Source organism: Arthrobacter sp. efr-133-R2A-120 (assembly GCF_030209835.1).
Taxonomy (GTDB): domain Bacteria; phylum Actinomycetota; class Actinomycetes; order Actinomycetales; family Micrococcaceae; genus Arthrobacter.
In genome coordinates, this window is sequence record NZ_JARVRF010000036.1 from 91494 (window position 1) to 110138 (window position 18645).

An 18645-nucleotide genomic window follows, 5' to 3' on the forward strand; every position below is an offset into this window, starting at 1 on the left:
TCAGCACCCCAAGATCCGCGCCATTAGCTGGGTCACAACGTTTCCTTGTGCGTCGCGCGCTGGCGGTCGTTGGTGATCGCACCGAGGTCAGCGGCATCCCGCTGAATCCCATTTGTAGTCGATCCACGCGGTGAACCCCTCGCAGCGCTCGAACATCGTGCGGGACTCGGCGCCGTGTCCCTCGATCCAGAGGATGGCTCCGTCCGGGGTGACGCCGTCAACGCGACCGGTGCGGACTGTCCTGTCATCCAACCGGATCTGGATCAATTCGCCGAGTAGCGCCACCCAGTCGTGCTGGAGGTGCATCCTCCTGGCGTCCCCCGTGACCGTGGCCAACGTGCCCGAAAGGGGCGTCAGGCCGGGAAGCATCGCAACGCCGTCGAGCGGGCGGATTCCAGCGCTTCGCGAACGGGACGTGCGCGGTGTTCTTCGGAGAGGATTTCCACGCCCCACGGCCCTTTGAAGCCGATCGCCTGGAGCGTTGTGATGAACCCTGCGACGTCTTGGTCGCCCTCTCCGCAAAGGCGGCGATTGTCGCGAGTGTCCTCGAAGAGCGTCCCCTTGATTTCCGCATCAGCGTCATTGAGCTCGACGCCGAAAATCTGATCGGGGGTAAGACTGCGGGACAGCTCATCCAAGCTCGTTCCAGCCCGGAAGACATGCCAATAATCAACCACCAAACCGCAGTCCGGCATATCGACAGATCGCATGAGCTCGGCCGCCGCCGGCATCGAACCGACCATCGAAAACGGCATTGGCTCGAGCGCAATGCGGGTCCCTCGTTGTGAGGCTTCCTTTGTCAGGTGCCGCAGCGGTTCCACCAGGAATTCGAGATCATCCAGGGGCTCACCGAACGCCGTTCCTATCTTGATGAAGCGCGCGCCCAGTGTTTCGGCCGCCTCGAGCAGCAGTTCGAATTGCGGCTTCCATTCGTGGGAGCGGGATTCGTCCCACCAGTTGCTGAGAAGCTCGACTTCAACGTGGCGGAAACCTGCTTGATCGATGAGTTTCCTGAGCCCGGAGAAGCCGATGGTGTCCCTTGCGGCCACGAGGTCGTCGTACGCCAATCCGAACCCTGCCCATCCGGTGGAGGCGATGGCTTCCAGTCGTTCGCCCAGGGGGACCGGGCTTGTCTCGGGGTTGGTCAAAGGCGCGATGTCTCCTGCGCTGGTCCAGCAGGTCGCGATTAGTTCGGGTGTGCTTGAGTACGTCATCGTTCTCCTCGCGACAGTGCGCGGCTAGTTACGGCAGGTGAGGGCGCGGATACCCAGTCACAATCTAATTGGAACGCTCCATTGACAATTGGTCAAGCCTTGATTTAGCGTTGGAGCGTTCCACAAAGCGATCTGAATCACATTGCGAAAAGTGGATCACATCCGTTCATAGCTAGATGGTTCCGGCGTCCCCTGCCTTCGACGGCACAGATACGGGGTCGACGGTCGAAGTACGCGACATCAAAGGAGATTTCACGTGGCAAAGCTCAATTGGCGGCGGGGCGCAGTGGCGCTGGCCGTAGTACCGCTTCTGGCCCTGGCAGCCTGTTCCAGCGGAGGCGGGAAGCCGGCGGACACCGCCAACGCCGCCGGTGGCGGACAAGCCGCCAGCACTCCCCGGATCAAGGTGGCGCTCATCACCCACGCCGAGGCTGGGGACACGTTCTGGGACATCGTCCGCAAAGGCGCGGAGGCGGCGGCCGCGAAGGACAATGTCGAGGTTCTTTATACGAGCGACGCCGACGCGGGGCGCCAGTCCCAGCTGGTGCAGCAGGCCATCGACCAGAAGGTTGACGGCATCGCCGTCACCATCGCCAACCCGGGCGCCATGAAGGACGTGCTGAAGAAGGCCACCGACGCCGGCATCCCGGTGGTGAGCTTCAACGCCGGCGGTGACGTCTCCGCGCAGATGGGCGCGTTCACCCACTTCGGTTCCAATGAGACCTTGGCCGGCGAAGCGGTGGGCGCCAAGCTGGCTTCGCAGGGCTACAAGCACCCCATCTGCGTGATCATGTCACAGGGACAGGTGCAACTCGAACAGCGGTGCGCAGGCGTGAAGACGAAGGTGCCCGGGACCGAGATCCTATATGTCAACGGGGCCGATATGACGGCGGTGCAGTCCACTGCGACGGCGAAACTGCAGGCCAGCAAGGACGCTGACGTGATCATCGGGTTGGGCGCTCCCTTCACCTTGACCATTCTCAAAGCCGTGGCAGATGCCAACAGCCCGATCAAGGTGGCCAGCTTCGACCTGAACCCCGCGCTGGCGCAGGCGATCAACGATGGCAAGGTGCTCTTCACGGTGGACCAGCAGCCGTGGCTCCAGGGCTACTTGTCCATTGACTCGATCTGGCAGAACAAGCTTGGTGGTTTCAAGGTCGGTGGCGGGCAACCTGTCCTCACGGGCCCGACGATCGTGGACAAGTCCAACATTTCCGACGTTCTGAAGTTCGTTCAGCAGGGCATCCGCTAATCCGATGACCGCTCGGCTCGCGCGGCACGATTTCTTTGCCGCGCGAGCTGATCGAGAAGAAAGGTATTTCATGGCTTTAGTTACTGCCCCGGCACCCAAAACTGCCGCGGATGAGCGGGTCGCGAAGCGGAGCCCGTTGAGCAAGTTGATGGCCCGTCCTGAAGTCGGCGCCCTGGTGGGGGCCGTTGTTCTCTTCATTTTCTTCGCTTCGGTGTCCGGCACGTTTACCCAGCCGAATGCTTTGGCAACGATCCTGTACGGGTCTTCCACGATCGGGATCATGGCGGTGGGGGTGTCGCTGTTGATGATCGGGGGCGAGTTCGACCTCTCCACCGGCGTGGCCGTGATCTCCTCGGCGCTCACCGCTTCCCTGTTCAGCTGGTACTTCTCGATGAACGCCTGGGTCGGAGTGGTGATTGCACTGCTGGTTTCCCTGACGATCGGCTTCATCAACGGGTGGATCCTGGTCAAGACGAAGCTGCCGTCCTTCATCGTGACGCTGGCGACGTTCCTGATGCTCACGGGCCTGAACCTGGCCTTGACCCGGCTGATCGGCGGCAGTGTGTCGTCCCCGTCGATTTCGAAGCTGGATGGTTTCGAGTCGGCGCACGCGGTGTTCGCGTCCTCGATCAGCATCGGCGGGGTCGAGGTGAAGATCACGGTGTTCTTCTGGATCATCCTGGTCGCCATCGCGTCCTGGGTGCTGCTGCGCACGAAGGTGGGGAACTGGATCTTCGCCGTGGGCGGGGACGCGAACGCGGCCCGTGCGGTGGGGGTGCCGGTGACGAAGACGAAGATCGGGTTGTTCATGGCGGTCGGGTTCTGCGGCTGGATCCTGGGCATGCACAACCTCTTCGCGTTCGACGCGGTCCAGTCCGGTGAGGGCGTGGGCAACGAGTTCCTCTACATCATCGCCGCGGTGATCGGCGGCTGCCTGCTCACCGGCGGCTACGGTTCGGCGGTGGGCGGTGCGATCGGTGCGTTCATTTTCGGGATGGCGAACAAGGGCATCGTGTACGCGCAGTGGAACCCGGACTGGTTCAAGTTCTTCCTGGGCCTGATGCTGCTGCTGGCCACCATCGTGAACCTCATCGTCAAACGCCGCGCAGAGCTCAAGTAGAAGGGCCGCAAGAACATGAATGCCAAACAGATCGACCAGCAGACCCTGCTCAAGGATGAAAAGGACCCGCTGACCCACACCCCCGTGCACCTGCTCTCCCTGGACGGGGTGGGCAAGCACTACGGGAACATCATCGCCCTGCGCGACGTGACCATGGCCGTGGACAACGGCCGGGTGACCTGTGTGCTGGGGGACAACGGCGCGGGCAAGTCCACGCTGATCAAGATCATCGCCGGCCTGCACCAGCACGACGAGGGCGTGCTGCACGTCATGGGCGATGAGCGGAAGTTCAACTCGCCCCGGGACGCCCTGGACGCGGGCATCGCGACCGTGTACCAGGACCTGGCCGTGGTCCCGTTGATGCCGATCTGGCGGAACTTCTTCCTCGGCTCGGAACTGACCACCGGGTTCGGGCCGTTCAAGTCCATGGATGTCCAGAAGATGAAGGACATCACCCTGAAGGAACTGGCCCAGATGGGCATCGACCTGCGTGATGTGGAACAACCCATCGGCCAGCTCTCCGGAGGTGAACGCCAGTGCGTCGCGATCGCGCGGGCCGTGTATTTCGGGGCGAAGGTGCTGATCCTGGACGAACCGACGGCCGCGCTGGGCGTGAAGCAGTCCGGCGTCGTGCTCCGCTACATCCTGCAGGCCCGCGACCGGGGACTGGGCGTCATTTTCATCACGCACAACCCGCACCACGCCTTCCCGGTGGGTGACCGGTTCCTGCTGCTCAAGCGCGGCAAGTCGATCGGCTACTACGACAAGAAGGACATCACCCTGGACGAACTCACCGCCCAGATGGCCGGCGGCGCGGAACTGGCAGAACTCGCCCACGAACTCGAACAACTCGGCGGGCACACGGAGGCCCTCAAGGAAGTCCAAGCCGAAGTCGCCGAAGTCACGGACGCGGCATACGAAAGCAACACCAAGCGCCACTAAGCGCGAACGTTTACAACCCGATGGAGCAACCATGGAAATGCTAATAGCCGGAAACTGGCGCGGCGCCGCCGACGGAAGGACAGAGGAAGTCCGCTCGCCCTTCGACGGCCGGACGATCGACACAGTCCCCGTTGCGACGGTCCAGGACGCCCAAGCCGCCCTTGACCGTGCCGAAATCGGCGCCCACCTGCAAAGGACAACACCGGCCCACGTGCGTGTCGATATCCTCCTGCGCGCGGCCGCCCTGGCGGATGAACGTGCCGAGGACATCGCCCAGACTATTAGCGCCGAATCCGGTAAACCCATCACGGAAGCCCGGGGCGAAGCCAGTCGCTCCGGGAACATCATCCGCCTCGCCGCCTACGAAGGGAGCCAGCTGTACGGCTCCACGCTTCCTTTGGACGCGAACGCCGGGACAGGTTTGGACAAGATCGGCTTCACGCTGCGGCAGCCTGTGGGCATCGTGGTCGCCATCACGCCGTTCAACTACCCGGCCCTGCTGGTGTTGCACAAGATCGCACCCGCGCTGGCGGCCGGTAACGCCGTCGTACTTAAACCGGCCCGCGCAACACCGCTGACGGCGCTGAAGCTGGCGCAGTGCTTCGTCGACGCCGGCCTGCCGCCCGAGGCGCTGTCCGTGATCACCGGACCCGGCAGCTCCCTGGGCGACGTGCTGGTGACGGACCCGCGGGTCCGCAAGGTGTCCTTCACAGGCTCCACCAGCATCGGAACGCGCATCAGCTCGATCGCGGGCGTGAAGAAGCTGTCCCTTGAGTTGGGCGCTTCGTGCCCGGTGATCATCCTGCCGGACGCCGATCTCGAACTCGCCTCCACTGCAGTGGCGGCTGGCGGCTACGTCAACGCAGGCCAGGTGTGCATTTCGGTACAGCGGGTCATCGTTGACCGTCGCGTGGAAAAAGACTTCCTGGACGCTCTCGTCCCGAAGGTCGAAGCGATCGCCGTGGGCAACCCCAAGGAAGAGGACACGCGTCTCGGCTCGCTGATCTCCGAAGAGGAAGCCTCACGCGTCCACACCTCGATCCTCGAGGCCCGCCATTCCGGCGCCCGTGTCCTCACCGGTGGTGACCGTGACGGCGCCGTGGTGACTCCCGCCGTCGTTGCCGGCGTCGACCCCCGGTCGCCGCTGAGCCGGAATGAACTGTTCGGGCCCGCCGTCGCGGTCTCCTCCGCGCAGGACATGGAAAGCGCCATCGCGATGGCCAACGACAACGAGTACGGGCTGGGTGCAGGCATCTTCACGAGCGACGTCGCCGGTGCGGTACAGGCCATGCGGCAGATCGACGCCGGCAACATCCACATCAACTGGTCGCCGCTGTGGCGGGCCGATCTCATGCCCTACGGCGGCTTGAAAGGCAGCGGAATCGGCAAGGAAGGCGTCCGTTCTGCTGTCCAGGAAATGACCGAAGAGAAGACGGTCGTCCTGCACGGGCGCCCCTGGTAACCACGACAACGGGAATAAGGCAATGACCACACCATCGCAGACCATCAGGCTCACCACAGCCCAAGCGGTCATCAAGTACCTCTCCGCACAGTATTCGCTGGCCGACGGCGTCCGCCGCCGCTTGGTCCCTGCCGCCCTCGGAATCTTCGGGCACGGCAACGTGGCGGGCCTGGGCCAGGCACTGGATGAACTGGCCGACGACATGCCGTTCATCCAGGGCCGGCACGAGCAGTACCTTGCCCACATCTCCACCGCGTACGCCAAGGCTAGCCGCCGCCAGGCAGTCCTCGCCGTCACGGCCTCCATCGGCCCGGGCGCGCTCAACCTCGTGACCGCCGCCGGCCTGGCAACGGTCAACAGGGTCCCCCTGCTGCTCCTGCCCGGCGACACCTACGCCACGCGTCACCAGGGACCCGTGCTGCAGCAACTGGAACACCCCACCGAGGCTGATGCCACGGTCAACGACGCGTTCCGCCCCGTGTCGCGCTTCTTCGACAGGATCAACCGCCCGGAGCAGCTCCTGACCGCCCTTCCGCAGGCAATGCGCGTGCTCACGAGCCCCACGGATACGGGCGCAGTGGTCATTTCGCTTCCGCAGGACGTGCAATCCCACGCCTACGACTTCCCGGTCGAATTCTTCGAGCCACGCGATTGGAAGATCCGGCGCCCGCTTCCGGACCTGGAAGAGGTCGACGACGTGGCCCGGCTCATCCGTTCGGCCGAGCGTCCCGTGATTATCGCCGGCGGCGGCATCCACTACTCCGACGCCCACGCGGCGCTCGAGGCGCTGGCAGGCCAGGTCGGGATTCCCATCGTCGAGACCTTCGGCGGCAAGGGCGCCGTGACCAAAGACGAATGGTGGCAAGTGGGCGGTGTGGGACTCGAGGGCAACTTCGCGTCCAACACCCTGGTCAAGCAAGCCGACCTGGTCCTTAGCGTCGGCACGCGCCTCACCGACTTCGCCACCGGCTCCCAGTCGATCTTCGAGAACGCGGACGTCCGTTTCGCGTCCTTGAACATCGTGGACGCCGATACCCGCAAGCAAGGCGCAACCGGCATCCTCGCGGACGCCCGTCTAGGCCTGGAAGCACTTGCCCGGGCCTTGGAGGGCCACAGCACCGCTGAAAACTGGCAGGAAACAGTCCATTCCGAGAAGGCGAAGTGGGCCCCGATCCGGTCCCAATGGCTCGACGCCGACACGCCCTACCGCCCGGAAGACCACCCGGACGCGCCGGTCACGGGAGCCGTCCTGACCCAGCCACAGCTGATCGGACTAATGCAGGAGCACGCCCGCTCCGGCGACACCATCATCGCCGCGGCCGGAGGACCTCCCGGTGACCTGCAAAAGGTCTGGGATGCCACGGGCAACCGCAATTGCCACCTGGAATTCGGTTTCTCCTGCATGGGTTACGAAATCGCGGCCGGCATGGGCGTCCGCTTGGCTGAGGGCAACAACGACAACCGCGTGGTCACCTTCATCGGTGATGGCACGTTCCTCATGGCACCCACGGAAATCCTCACCGCGGCCCAGGAAGGCCTCAACGTCACGGTTGTTGTCTCAGAGAACCATGGCTATCAGGTCATCCACCGCCTGCAGATGAACCGCATGGGACGCGAATTCGGCAACGAATTCCGCTACCGCACCACCGGCGGAAGCGTCGCCGTCGACGACGCCCCGAAGGCGCGGCTCGACGGCGACTACCTCAAGGTGGACCTCCGGCAGATCGCCGAAGGCCTAGGCGCCCTCGCTATCCGTGCCACCACGGCGGCAGAGGTCCGGGAAGCGCTGTCTTCCACTCGCGACACCCAAGGACCCGTCGTGATCGTGGTGCCCACCGTTCCCCATGTCGACCTGCCTGGCGGCGACGTCTGGTGGGACGTAGCTCCCGCAGAAGTGTCCGGACAGGAATGGGTCCGTTCATTGCGCTCGGACTACGAGCAGGCAAAGGGCCGCCAGCGGTGGTTCGGATGAACGCCTCGAGTGGCGGCAACTACGACGGCGGACCGCTCGACGGCGGTCGGCTGCGGCGCCGCTTGGCCGCCGGAGACGTGACCCTGGGAACCTTCGTTGGCATGGCTTCGGCAACCGCGGTGGAAGTGTGCGCCGCTGCCGGCGCGGACTGGGTGCTCGTCGATCTTGAGCACGGTTCCGGCGGTGAGGATGCGGTCCGCGACGGTGTCCTTGCGGCCGGAAGCTACGGCGTCCCCACCATTGTTCGCGTGGAGAGCGGAGAACGGATCCGCATCGGCCGGGTCCTGGATCAAGGCGCAGCGGGCATCATGGTTCCCCGCCTGAATTCCGTGGAGGAAGCCGGCCAAACCGTGAAGCACATGCTGTATCCGCCCTACGGCGACCGCGGCGTGGCAACGTACAACCGCGCGTGCCGCTGGGGCATGGACCGGGCTCCGTTGAGCGCAGACCAGCAATCAGCCGTGGGAATCGTCCAGATTGAAACCCTGGACGCGCTGGAGCACGTGGAGGAGATCGCGGCGCAGGACGGCGTGGATGTCCTTTTCGTCGGACCGATGGACATGTCCTTCGCTTTGGGCGTCCCGATGCAACTGGACAGCAATGTCTTCCAGGAGGCACTCCAGCGGGTAGTCGCGGCCGCGCAACTGCACAACAAAGCTGCCGGCATCCTCGCGGTGGACGGCATGGCGGCGGCCAAGTACGTCCGCCAAGGCTTCCGGTTCGTGGCCATCGGCTCGGACTCCACCATCATGGCGGCGGCGTTCCGGGACGCCTTCGACACAGCCCGCAACTGACAAGAATTTTCAACGAGAAAGGCATGAACGTGAGCCCAGAATCCCGCACAGTCGGTGTAGGCCTTATCAGCGTCGGATGGATGGGAAAGCTCCACTCGCGCGCCTACCAGACGGTACCGTACGCCTACCCTGAGCTTGGCCTGACCACCAAGCTCGTCATCGCGGCGGACACAGCACCGGACCGGGTGGACTACGCCCGCGATGTCCTCGGCTTCTCGGAAGGCACCACCGACTACCACGATGTCCTGAACCACCCGGACGTGGACGTTGTCTCGATCTGCGCCCCCAACTTCCTGCACGCCGAAATCGGTATCGCGGCGGCCAAGGCCGGCAAGCACTTCTGGATCGAAAAGCCTGTTGGACGCGGCTACGAGGAAACCGCAGCCGTGCAGGAAGCCGCCGTGGAGGCCGGCGTCGTGACATCCATCGGATACAACTACCGCCACGCTCCGGCGGTGGAACACGCGCGGAAGCTCATCGCGGACGGGCGCCTTGGGCGCATCACGAATGTCCGCGCGGTGTTCTTCTCCGGATACGCTTCCGAGCCCAACGGCGCTTTGTCCTGGCGCTTTGACCGGAAACTCGCCGGCACCGGCGTGCTGGCGGACTTGTTCAGCCACGCAACCGACCTGTGCCAATATGTAGTTGGGCCCATCGCCGAGGTAACCGCGCTCACAAGCACGGTCTACACGCAGCGCCCCAAGCTGGCGATGGGGTCAGGCACGCACTTCGCGGTGATCGAAAACGGTGAAATGGGAGAGGTCGAGAATGAGGACTACGCTGCAGCGCTGGTCCGCTTCGGCCCGTCCGCCCGCGGGGCAGGCGCCGTCGGCACCATCGAATCCTCGCGCGTTGCCGTTGGACCCGAATGCGGTTACCAGATCGAGGTCTACGGGACCGAGGGCTCGCTCAAATGGGACTTCGAGCGCATGAACGAACTCAAGGTCTGCCTGGGCCGGAACAACGACGAGCAGGGCTACACCACGGTGAACGCCAGCCCTCGGCATGGGGATTACTCGCACTTCCAGCCCGGGCCCGGCAACAGCATGGGTTTTGACGACCTCAAGGTCATCGAGGCCAAGAAGTTCCTCGTCGCCGTCGCTGGAGGAGCACAGGAAAACTCCAACATCCACGACGCCGCCTCGGCCGCTGCCATTGTCAGCGCTGCGGAAGCGTCCTCGCTGTCCGGTCAATGGCAGAAGATCGAGGAAATCCACGGCACGACGGCAGCGCGGGCATAACCATGGCACCTCCATCCGCCCGGCGGCCAACGATCATGGACGTGGCAGAACGCGCCGGCGTTTCCAAGTCCTTGGTCTCACTCGTGCTGCGCGACTCACCGCGCGTCAGCGACGAACGCCGCCAGCGGGTGCTCAAGGCTGTTGAAGAGATGGGCTTCGAGTTGAACCTCGCAGCCCGGTCCCTGGCAACACGGGACAGCGGAACCATCGGTGTGCTGGTCAGCGACATGCACAACCCGTGGGCCTTTGACGTCGCCGACGCCGCACGGACCGTACTTGAAGAGGCCGGGCACACCGTTCTCTTCAGTGCGGTCACGGCGGCGGGCAGGGGGGTGGACCAGTCCATCCTCCAGGCCTTCCGGGACTTGCGGGTCGCGGGCCTGCTCGTCGTCGGAACCGTGCCTGACAAAGCACCGTTCAGCCGGGCCGTTTCCGGCGGAGCTGTGGTCTTTGCAGGTGGTGGACCGGACTACATCGATACCGCCGATATCGTGCGAAGCGACGATGCCCTCGGCATGTCCATGGTTGTTGAGCACTTGATCGCCCAGGGACACGAGAACATCGTGCACCTTGGCGGCTTGGGTGGCTCGGTCGGCCGGGAACGCGTGGACGGGTATTCGGCAGCAATGGAAGAGCACGGTCTGGCCCGTTACATCCGTGTGGTCGACGCCGACTTCTTCCAGGAATCCGGTTATGTTGCCGCCCAAAGGGCCCTGAGTTCCCGCTCCACGCACCAGCGCCCCACAGCGCTGGCCTGCATCAACGACCTTGCCGCTTTTGGTGCCATGACGGCTGCCGATGAACGCGGCGTCGAAATAGCCGTCACCGGTTATGACAACATTGCGCTGGGTGCCATGCCGCGCCTGGGACTGACCACTGTTGACCCGGACAGCTCCACCATTGGCGTCACAGGGGCCAAAACCCTCCTGGAACGCATCCATGGTGAAGGCAGCGGCTTCGTCCACCATTCCGTCACGCCCCACTTGGTCGTGCGGAAGTCCAGCCTCCTGGGCCTCTAAAACACAGGCCTCTAGACGTATCAGCGGTGCCATTCCTGGCACCGCCCCATACCCCTCCACATCTTCAAGGATGACGATGGCTTCCAAAACCACACCCCAAATCTTCGTCGCTCTCGGCAGCGTTGAGCCCGACTTGGTGGAACCGCTCCTGTCCGAACACCAGCGACTCATCCAGGACCCCACCGACGCGGATCTGGCGAACGCCGACGCGGCAATTGTCAGGGCCGCCTACCGCGTGGACCGGGAACTGTTGGACCGCATGCCGGCGCTCAAAGTCATCGCCCGGACCGGCGTGGGAACCGAGCTCGTGGACGTCGCCGAGGCCAATCGACGCGGAATTCCGGTGGTCATCACACCCGGAAGCAACACCGCCTCGGTGGCCGAAGGCGTGTTCGCCCACCTGCTCGCCCTCGTCAAGAAGCTCTCTCCGCTGACCGCGCTGGTCCGCGAGGGACGCTGGGAGCAGCGGGCCGCCGTCGGCGTCGGAGACCTCGAGGGATTCACGCTCGGCATCATCGGATACGGCCGCATCGGCCGCCGGGTGGCGCGGATCGCCGAAGCCTTCGAGCTCAAGGTTCTCGCCTACGATCCGTTCGCGGAGGTTCCCGCGGAAATCCGGTGCGACACCGTAGAGGAGCTCCTTGAGGGCAGCGACTTCACTACCCTCCACGTGCCTCTGACACCCGAAAACCAGAACCTCATCAACGCAGACCGCCTCAAGGCCATGAGGCCCGGAGCGGTCCTCATCAACTGCAGCCGGGGCGGCCTCATCGACCTCGACGCCGCCTACGAGGCACTGCGGTCGGGACAGCTCTCCGGGCTCGGACTGGATGTGTACGATCCCGAACCGCCTGCCCACCACCCGCTGTTTGACCATGAAAACGTGGTCCTGACTCCGCACCTGATGGGATTCACCCGGCAAGGCATGGCCCACACCGTCAGGGACGCCGCCCAAGGTGCGGTTGACGTCCTCGCCGGCCGCACGCCCGCGGCGGTGGCAGGGCCATGACAGGTCCCTCTGTTGAGCATGTCCCCGTCAACTCTCCAGAACCAAGCCAAGGCCCCGGTCTTCTCCGGGCAGCCCACTAGAAAGGACCACTGCACATGTCCACTGATCGACCCCTCAAAGTCGCGCTGTTCGGATCGGGCCGTATCGGGCAAGTCCACGCCCGGAACATCGCCGCCCACCCGGACCTGGAATTGGCCTGGATCGCCGATCCCTTCATCGAAGGGGCCCGCACGTTGGCGGCCGGGACCGGAGCCATCGCCGTCGAGACTGCCGACGAGGTCTTCGCGAACGGTGACCTTGACGCCGTCGTGATCGGCTCGCCCACCAGCACGCACGTCGAGCTGATCTCGCGTGCCATGGCGCAAGGCGTGGCGGCCCTCTGCGAAAAGCCAATCGACCTCGACATTGACCGTGCCCTCGCATGCAGCGACGCGATCAAGGGCAACAACACCCCCCTTATGCTCGGGTTCAACCGGCGCTTCGACCCGCACTTCGCGGCCATCCAGCGCCGCGTCGCTGCGGGCGAGATCGGCCGCCTCGAACAACTCACCATCATCAGCCGCGATCCCGCACCTGCCCCGGCGGCCTACATCGCCACCTCGGGAGGGATCTTCCGGGACATGAGCATCCACGACCTCGACATGGCCAGGTTCTTCGTGCCGGACATCGTCGAGGTGTCGGCTTCGGGCGCCAACGTGTTCTGCGACTACATCGAGGAAGCCGGTGACTTCGACTCCGTGGTCATCACCCTTAGGGGACGCGACGGCGAACTGGTCACCATCACCAACTCCCGCCACAGCGCCTACGGCTACGACCAGCGACTGGAGGCGTTCGGCAGCGAAGGGATGCTCAACGCGGGCAACGTCAGCCCGACGACGGTGCGCAAGTATGGTGCGGCCGGCGCCGAAGAGGCGGACGCCTACCTGCCGTTCTTCCTGGAGCGTTACGCCGAGGCCTACCGGAACGAGCTGGACGGTTTCGCCAAGGCCATCCGCTCGGGCACTGCCTGCAGCCCGGGATTCGACGACGGCCTGCAGGCACTCGCCCTGGCCAACGCGGCCGAAGAGTCCGCCCGTTCCGGCCGCGCTGTCAGGATCGAAAACTCAGTTAAGATCGGGCAGCCGTAGCCATGCCACTTCTCCAAGACAAAGTGGTCCTTATCAGCGGAGGCACCCAAGGTTTGGGGGCCGGCGTCGCACGACGCGCAGCCGCCGAAGGTGCGGCCGGGATTGCGATCACCGGGCGGAACGCGGACTCGGGTGAACGGCTCGCCGCGGAGATCACAGCATCCGGTGTCGAAACCCGGTTCATTAAAACCGACCTCGCCGACGTCGAACAGGCCCGGAACTCGGTGCTTGAGACGATCAACGTCTTCGGGCAACTCGACTGCGCCGTCAATGCTGCCGGACTGACCACCCGCGGCACCATGCTGGACACCACGCCCGAGCTTTTCGACGCGCACATCGCGGTGAACCTGAAATCGCCGTTCTTCATCATGGCCGAAACCATCAAGCACCTTTGTAGCAGGGGTGTGCCAGGAAGCATCGTGAACGTCATCTCCATCGCCGAACTCGGCGGGCAGCCGTACTTGGCGCCGTATGTGGCGGCCAAGGCCGGCCTGGCCGGAGCAACCCGCAACGCGGCGCATGCCCACCGTTGGGACAAGATCCGCATCAATGGGCTCGACATCGGCTGGACCGCCACGGACGGCGAAGCCGAAACCCAGAAGAAATTCCACGGCGCAGGGGAGGACTGGCTCGAAAAAGCCAACGCATCCGTTCCCATGGGAAAGCTCGGACAAGTGGACGAGATCGCCGAATTCATTGTCTTTCTCCTCTCCGACAGGAGCGGTGTTGTCACGGGCTCGGTCATCGACTGGGACCAAAACGTATACGGAGGATCAGATTGAGCACCATCACCAAGCGCCTTGCCGCAGCACCCATCTCCTGGGGCGTCTGTGAAGTCCCCGGTTGGGGCCACCAGCTTGAGGCCGACAGGGTCTTGTCCGAAATGACCGCCCTGGGCATCAGCGCCACCGAGTTCGGCCCCGCAGGGTTCCTCCCCGAACAGGCCGCCCAACGCGCGGACGTGCTGAAGCGGCACAACCTGCAGGCCATCGGCGGCTTCTTCCCCGTCATCCTGCACGATCCGTCCAAGAACCCCTTGGATGTTGTGTCGGCTGAGTTGGATGCTTACGAAGCTGCGGGGGCCAGCGTCATGGTCCTCGCCGCGGAGACCGGCGTCGCAGGCTACGATCAGCGCCACGAGCTCGACGCCGAAGGCTGGGAGCTGTTTGGCAGGAACCTCGACGCCGTGGTCAAGGCCGCCGCTGACAAAGGTATCCAGGCGGTGGTCCACCCGCACGTCGGAACCATGATCGAGAGCACCTCGGATGTTGACCGGGTCTTGAACGACACCGCAGCAAACCTTTGCCTGGACACTGGCCACCTGCTCATCGGCGGCACTGATCCGGCGTTGCTCGTCCGCGGCTACGCAGCCCGTATCGGCCACACCCACCTGAAGGACGTGCGAACCGCCGTCGCGCAGCGGGTCCAGGCCGGGGAAATTTCTTACACCGACGGCGTCAAATCAGGGATGTACGTGCCGCTGGGTCAAGGCGATGTCGGCATTGCCGGAATCGTCCGGGACCTGTTGGATGCCGGCTACGAGGGCTGGTTCACCATGGAGCAGGACACCATCCTCGACGCCGAACCTATCGACGACGGCCCGGTCCAGGATGTCCGGCAGTCCGTGGCCTTCCTGCGTCAACTCGAAACGGAAATCGAGCGATGAGCGCGGTCCGCTGGGGAGTGCTGACCACGGCACGGATCGCCCAGGGCAGGTTCCTGCCCGCCATGAGCCGCGCCCGGAACGCCGTGGCATCGGCCATCAGCAGCCCGAACGGAAAAGCACACGAGGTTGCAGAGCGCTTCGGTATCCCGGCCGCATATTCTTCGCACGAGGAATTGCTCGCCGATCCAAGCATCGAAGCCGTCTACCTGCCGTTCCCCAACTCGCTGCACGCCGACTGGATTGTTGCGGCCGCCGAGGCGGGAAAGGACATCCTCTGCGAGAAGCCGCTCGTCGCCAACACCCACGACTACCGCCGGGTGCTGGAAGCCTGCGAACGCAACGGGGTGAACCTGATGGAAGCGTTCATGTACCGCTTCCACCCCCAGCACCAGAAGGTCCGTGAGTTCATCGACTCGGGCAAGATCGGCGAGTTGGTGTCCATGCACGCCCGCTTCCACTTCGTCATGGACCGAAGCGAAGGCGAGGTCCGCCTCCAGCCGGGAATGGACGGAGGCGCGCTCAACGACGTCGGATGCTACGCCGTCGACATCATGAACATGGTCATGGGCCGCGCGCCACAAACCGTCTACGGCAAAGGCACAAGCCGCACGGACCCAGTGGAAACGACCATGGCCGCGATCCTGGACTATGGGGACGTCCTGGGAACACTGGACTGCGGCTTCGAAGGCCCCCGCACCAACACGTTCCAGATCATCGGCACGAAAGGCCACATCACCCTGGACAAGGCCTTCGACCCGGACCCGGGCGAAATTGCCCGAGTTACCGTGTCCCTCCGCGACGGCCGGAGCGAGTCTGTCGACATCGGGGAAGACCCGTTCAAGACGGAGATCGAACGGTTCAGCGCGTGGGTGCGCAACTCCGGACCCGAACTCGTCCAGAGGGAATTGACCGAACAGAACCTGGCCGTCCGCCTGGCGCTCCAGGAATCACTCGCCACCGGCTTGCCGCGGGATGTCAACGACGTACATGCCGTGGAGCACCACCTACTACAGGAGCAGTAATGACCATCATCAACCACTTCATCAGCGGAGCCGAGACCGCGGGCAGCGGAACCGGCACCAAGCCCGTCTACAACCCGGCCACGGGTGCCGTGACGGCCGAGCTTCGCCTCGCCAACCTGGCTGATCTGGACGCCACCGTTGCCGCCGCAAAGAAAGCCGCTGCAAGCTGGGGCGACATTTCGCTGGCCAAGCGCACTGCCGTGTTGTTCAAGTTCCGTGAGCTCGTCGCCTCGCATGTGGACGAACTCGCGGCCCTGATCACCGCCGAGCACGGCAAGGTCCTCAACGACGCCAAGGGCGAGATCGGCCGTGGCCTGGAGGTCATCGAGTTCGCTTGCGGCATCCCGCAGTTGCTCAAGGGTGAGTACTCGGACCAGGTCTCCACCGGGATCGACGTCTTCTCGTTCCGCGAGCCCGTCGGCGTCGTCGCGGGCATTACGCCCTTTAACTTCCCGGTCATGGTGCCGCTCTGGATGGCGCCGATGGCGATCGCGACGGGCAACGCTTTCATCCTCAAGCCTTCGCACCGCGTGCCCTCGGCCGCGATGCTGCTGGCCAAGCTGTTCCAGGACGCAGGCCTGCCGGACGGCGTGTTCCAGGTCCTCCACGGAGACCGCGATGTCATCTCCGGGCTCCTGACGCACCCGGACGTGGACGCCATCTCCTTCGTGGGTTCCACCCCTGTCGCGAAGCACATCCTGGAAGTGGCGACGGCGCACGGCAAGCGGGTCCAGGCACTGGGCGGCGCGAAGAACCACGCGATCGTGATGCCCGACGCCGACCTCGACAACGCCGCCGACCACCTGGCCGCCGCGGCGTTCGGTTCCGCCGGCCAGCGCTGCATGGCAATCTCTGTTGCGGTCGCCGTCGGCGATGCCGCCGATCTGTTGGTCAAGAAGGTCGAAGAGCGTGCCCTCGACGTCAAGGTCAAGAACGGCACCGACGCCGACGCGGACATGGGTCCCGTGATCAGCCCCGAATCCCGCGAGTTCATCGTCAAGACGGTGAGCGAAGCAGAGCAGGCCGGCGCGGCGATGGTCGTGGACGGCCGCGACCTTGTGGTCCCCGGCCACGAGGACGGTTTCTGGGTAGGCCCCACCGTGATCGACCACGTCAAGACCGAAATGAGCGCCTACCGGGAGGAAATCTTCGGACCTGTCCTGGTGGTGGTGCGGGTGGAGGACCTGGACGAAGGCATCAGGCTCATCAACGCCAACCCCTATGGCAACGGCACGGCGATCTTCACCTCCTCGGGAGCGTCTGCCAGGAAATTCCAACGTTCAGTGGACGTTGGAATGATCGGCATCAATGTGCCGCTGCCAGTTCCGGTGGCGTACTACTCCTTCGGCGGCTGGAAGGCATCGCTCTTCGGGGACAAGCACATCTACGGCCCCGAGGGCGTGTCCTTCTACACCCGCGGCAAGGTCATCACCTCCCGCTGGCCCGAGTCGGCCCACGCTTCGGGAGCTTCGTACAACTTTCCGTCGAACTGAGGCGTACGGCTCGGTGACGGCTGCGCTGGCTGCAGCGCAGCCGTCACGTGGGCCGGGCGAAACGGTGGCAGGATCGAAGCATGACTGTGTCGTTCACATGCCGTACGCATATCGGAATGGAACCCGGGGAGCTCTTCGATCTCGCCCGCAACGTCGACGCGCACGTCGGCTCCATGGCCAAGTCCCGGGAACGTGCGGTTGCCGGCGTCGTGTCGGGGCTGCTCTCGGAAGGCGACGAGGTCACCTGGCTGGCTTGGCATTTCGCTGTCCCCCTGAGGATGAGCAGCCGCATCACCCGGTTTCGCTTTCCCGATTCATTTACGGACGAGCAAGTGCGGGGCCCCTTTCGCTTCTTCCGGCACGTGCACGAGTTCATTCCCGACGACGGCGGCACGCTCATGATCGATCGTGTCGAGTTCGCGGCGCCTTTCGGCGTCGTGGGCCGGTTTGCGGAGAAAGCTTTCCTGGGGCGATACCTGCAGAACCTCATCGAACTGCGCAACGAATATCTCGTCCGCAACGGTGCCGCCGCATGATCAGGACGGCCCGCGCGGACGAACTGGAACGGCTCCGGGGGATCGAATTCGCCGCGGGGGAGATCTTCCGCTCCTGTGGAATGGACGCCATCGCAGACGACGAGCCATTAACCGTCACGGAAATGGCTCTCTACCAGGCGCGCGGTGGTGCCTTTGTCTTTGCCGACGCGTCAGATGTTCCCGTGGCCTATCTTCTGATTGAGCACCTCGACGGCAACGCACACGTGGAGCAGTTGAGTGTCCACCCATCGCATGCGCGGCGAGGTCTCGGGAGCGAGCTGCTCGACGTTGCCGAGAAGTGGGCGCACGCCGAGGGGCTGGACTGGCTGACCCTGACCACTTTCCGTGATGTTCCGTGGAATGCGCCGTACTATCGCAGGCTTGGTTTCGAGGAGCTGGGCCCGGAGATGTTAGAGGACGGACTCAGGGGCATCCTGGAGTGCGAGGGTTTGGTCGGCATGAGTCGTTGGCCGAGGATCGCGATGCGGCGGCGCGTCAGGTCAATCCCCCTTCAGGAAGATTCCGTCAGTCTGTATTGACAGGCTCATGCTGTCAGTTCAAACTGACAGCATGAATGGTGATGAGCTGACTTCCCACATCCGGGCGACGGACCCGGCAATTGGCCTCCGCGCCGTCGGTGCCCTGCATCGCCTGGCCGAAAAAGTCGAGGCCACCAACGTAGCCCTCGCGCGGGAGCAGGGTTGGTCCTGGGAGCAAATCGGTGATGCCTTGGGCGTCTCCAAGCAGTCGGTCCACGCCAAATACGGAAAGTGAGT

The 18645-nt window shown here is 64.4% G+C and carries 19 protein-coding genes; 17 read left to right on the plus strand and 2 right to left on the minus strand.

The features are described 5' to 3' along the window. Window positions 1–87: 87 nt before the first annotated feature. Entirely contained in the window at window positions 88–369 is a 282-nt protein-coding gene (locus QRN52_RS16720; RefSeq protein ID WP_284754397.1) for a hypothetical protein, read from the minus strand. Further along, the gene (locus QRN52_RS16725; RefSeq protein WP_284754398.1) at window positions 354–1214 is read right to left on the minus strand and encodes a sugar phosphate isomerase/epimerase family protein; all 861 of its coding nucleotides are present in this window, start codon (window positions 1212–1214) and stop codon (window positions 354–356) included. Before QRN52_RS16725 ends, QRN52_RS16720 begins: the two co-directional genes overlap by 16 nt. 256 nt (window positions 1215–1470) lie before the next feature. Between QRN52_RS16725 and QRN52_RS16730 the strand changes: the two genes are divergently transcribed. The 17 genes from QRN52_RS16730 (at window position 1471) to QRN52_RS16810 (ending at window position 18643) form a co-directional block, all read left to right on the plus strand. Next, window positions 1471–2466 carry a substrate-binding domain-containing protein gene (locus QRN52_RS16730; protein ID WP_284754399.1) on the plus strand — a complete coding sequence of 332 codons (996 nt, stop codon included), beginning with the start codon at window positions 1471–1473 and terminating at the stop codon, window positions 2464–2466. Window positions 2467–2536: 70 nt separating this feature from the next. Beyond that, the gene (locus QRN52_RS16735) at window positions 2537–3586 is read left to right on the plus strand and encodes an ABC transporter permease (RefSeq protein ID WP_284754400.1); all 1050 of its coding nucleotides are present in this window, start codon (window positions 2537–2539) and stop codon (window positions 3584–3586) included. 15 nt (window positions 3587–3601) lie between these two features. Then, the gene (locus tag QRN52_RS16740; RefSeq protein WP_284754402.1) at window positions 3602–4528 is read left to right on the plus strand and encodes an ATP-binding cassette domain-containing protein; all 927 of its coding nucleotides are present in this window, start codon (window positions 3602–3604) and stop codon (window positions 4526–4528) included. A 31-nt stretch (window positions 4529–4559) separates the two neighbouring features. Further along, on the plus strand, window positions 4560–5990 hold the full coding sequence (locus QRN52_RS16745) for an aldehyde dehydrogenase family protein (RefSeq protein ID WP_284754403.1): 1431 nt from the start codon (window positions 4560–4562) through the stop codon (window positions 5988–5990). A gap of 22 nt (window positions 5991–6012) precedes the next feature. Next, window positions 6013–7962, plus strand: a complete 1950-nt coding sequence (gene iolD, locus QRN52_RS16750; RefSeq protein ID WP_284754404.1) for a 3D-(3,5/4)-trihydroxycyclohexane-1,2-dione acylhydrolase (decyclizing) — start codon at window positions 6013–6015, stop codon at window positions 7960–7962. Beyond that, entirely contained in the window at window positions 7959–8756 is a 798-nt protein-coding gene (locus QRN52_RS16755) for an HpcH/HpaI aldolase family protein (RefSeq protein WP_284754405.1), read from the plus strand. The genes iolD and QRN52_RS16755 overlap by 4 nt, the downstream gene beginning before the upstream one ends. 29 nt (window positions 8757–8785) lie before the next feature. Next, complete coding sequence (locus tag QRN52_RS16760) at window positions 8786–9997, plus strand: Gfo/Idh/MocA family protein (protein WP_502869722.1); 1212 nt, start codon at window positions 8786–8788, stop codon at window positions 9995–9997. A gap of 35 nt (window positions 9998–10032) precedes the next feature. Next, on the plus strand, window positions 10033–11016 hold the full coding sequence (locus tag QRN52_RS16765; protein ID WP_284754505.1) for a LacI family DNA-binding transcriptional regulator: 984 nt from the start codon (window positions 10033–10035) through the stop codon (window positions 11014–11016). Between the two features lie 76 nt (window positions 11017–11092). Continuing rightward, window positions 11093–12025 carry a hydroxyacid dehydrogenase gene (locus QRN52_RS16770; RefSeq protein ID WP_284754408.1) on the plus strand — a complete coding sequence of 311 codons (933 nt, stop codon included), beginning with the start codon at window positions 11093–11095 and terminating at the stop codon, window positions 12023–12025. Between the two features lie 95 nt (window positions 12026–12120). After that, the gene (gene iolG, locus QRN52_RS16775; protein WP_284754409.1) at window positions 12121–13152 is read left to right on the plus strand and encodes an inositol 2-dehydrogenase; all 1032 of its coding nucleotides are present in this window, start codon (window positions 12121–12123) and stop codon (window positions 13150–13152) included. Between the two features lie 2 nt (window positions 13153–13154). Continuing rightward, a complete protein-coding gene (locus tag QRN52_RS16780; protein WP_284754411.1) occupies window positions 13155–13934 on the plus strand; it encodes an SDR family oxidoreductase in 780 nt (259 codons plus the stop codon). Further along, window positions 13931–14818 carry a sugar phosphate isomerase/epimerase family protein gene (locus QRN52_RS16785; protein ID WP_284754413.1) on the plus strand — a complete coding sequence of 296 codons (888 nt, stop codon included), beginning with the start codon at window positions 13931–13933 and terminating at the stop codon, window positions 14816–14818. Before QRN52_RS16780 ends, QRN52_RS16785 begins: the two co-directional genes overlap by 4 nt. Next, the gene (locus tag QRN52_RS16790) at window positions 14815–15840 is read left to right on the plus strand and encodes a Gfo/Idh/MocA family protein (RefSeq protein ID WP_284754415.1); all 1026 of its coding nucleotides are present in this window, start codon (window positions 14815–14817) and stop codon (window positions 15838–15840) included. Before QRN52_RS16785 ends, QRN52_RS16790 begins: the two co-directional genes overlap by 4 nt. After that, window positions 15840–17333, plus strand: a complete 1494-nt coding sequence (locus tag QRN52_RS16795) for a CoA-acylating methylmalonate-semialdehyde dehydrogenase (RefSeq protein WP_284754417.1) — start codon at window positions 15840–15842, stop codon at window positions 17331–17333. Before QRN52_RS16790 ends, QRN52_RS16795 begins: the two co-directional genes overlap by 1 nt. A gap of 80 nt (window positions 17334–17413) precedes the next feature. Then, a complete protein-coding gene (locus tag QRN52_RS16800) occupies window positions 17414–17869 on the plus strand; it encodes an SRPBCC family protein (RefSeq protein WP_284754418.1) in 456 nt (151 codons plus the stop codon). Then, window positions 17866–18408, plus strand: coding sequence for a GNAT family N-acetyltransferase (locus tag QRN52_RS16805; RefSeq protein WP_284754420.1), 543 nt, complete (start codon window positions 17866–17868; stop codon window positions 18406–18408). Before QRN52_RS16800 ends, QRN52_RS16805 begins: the two co-directional genes overlap by 4 nt. Window positions 18409–18439: 31 nt before the next feature. Then, complete coding sequence (locus tag QRN52_RS16810; RefSeq protein ID WP_284754422.1) at window positions 18440–18643, plus strand: hypothetical protein; 204 nt, start codon at window positions 18440–18442, stop codon at window positions 18641–18643. The last annotated feature ends 2 nt before the right edge of the window (window positions 18644–18645 follow it).

Excerpts from the sequence above, each read along its gene's own strand:
- QRN52_RS16805 (WP_284754420.1), top strand. The coding sequence starts at position 17,866 with ATGATCAGGACGGCCCGCGCGGACGAACTGGAACGGCTCCGGGGGATC.
- QRN52_RS16740 (WP_284754402.1), top strand. The coding sequence starts at position 3,602 with ATGAATGCCAAACAGATCGACCAGCAGACCCTGCTCAAGGATGAAAAG.
- QRN52_RS16780 (WP_284754411.1), top strand. The coding sequence starts at position 13,155 with ATGCCACTTCTCCAAGACAAAGTGGTCCTTATCAGCGGAGGCACCCAA.
- QRN52_RS16800 (WP_284754418.1), top strand. The coding sequence starts at position 17,414 with ATGACTGTGTCGTTCACATGCCGTACGCATATCGGAATGGAACCCGGG.
- QRN52_RS16765 (WP_284754505.1), top strand. The coding sequence starts at position 10,033 with ATGGACGTGGCAGAACGCGCCGGCGTTTCCAAGTCCTTGGTCTCACTC.
- QRN52_RS16725 (WP_284754398.1), bottom strand. The coding sequence starts at position 1,214 with ATGACGTACTCAAGCACACCCGAACTAATCGCGACCTGCTGGACCAGC.
- QRN52_RS16790 (WP_284754415.1), top strand. The coding sequence starts at position 14,815 with ATGAGCGCGGTCCGCTGGGGAGTGCTGACCACGGCACGGATCGCCCAG.
- QRN52_RS16810 (WP_284754422.1), top strand. The coding sequence starts at position 18,440 with ATGAATGGTGATGAGCTGACTTCCCACATCCGGGCGACGGACCCGGCA.
- QRN52_RS16795 (WP_284754417.1), top strand. The coding sequence starts at position 15,840 with ATGACCATCATCAACCACTTCATCAGCGGAGCCGAGACCGCGGGCAGC.
- iolD (WP_284754404.1), top strand. The coding sequence starts at position 6,013 with ATGACCACACCATCGCAGACCATCAGGCTCACCACAGCCCAAGCGGTC.
- QRN52_RS16745 (WP_284754403.1), top strand. The coding sequence starts at position 4,560 with ATGGAAATGCTAATAGCCGGAAACTGGCGCGGCGCCGCCGACGGAAGG.
- iolG (WP_284754409.1), top strand. The coding sequence starts at position 12,121 with ATGTCCACTGATCGACCCCTCAAAGTCGCGCTGTTCGGATCGGGCCGT.
- QRN52_RS16735 (WP_284754400.1), top strand. The coding sequence starts at position 2,537 with ATGGCTTTAGTTACTGCCCCGGCACCCAAAACTGCCGCGGATGAGCGG.
- QRN52_RS16755 (WP_284754405.1), top strand. The coding sequence starts at position 7,959 with ATGAACGCCTCGAGTGGCGGCAACTACGACGGCGGACCGCTCGACGGC.
- QRN52_RS16720 (WP_284754397.1), bottom strand. The coding sequence starts at position 369 with ATGCTTCCCGGCCTGACGCCCCTTTCGGGCACGTTGGCCACGGTCACG.
- QRN52_RS16770 (WP_284754408.1), top strand. The coding sequence starts at position 11,093 with ATGGCTTCCAAAACCACACCCCAAATCTTCGTCGCTCTCGGCAGCGTT.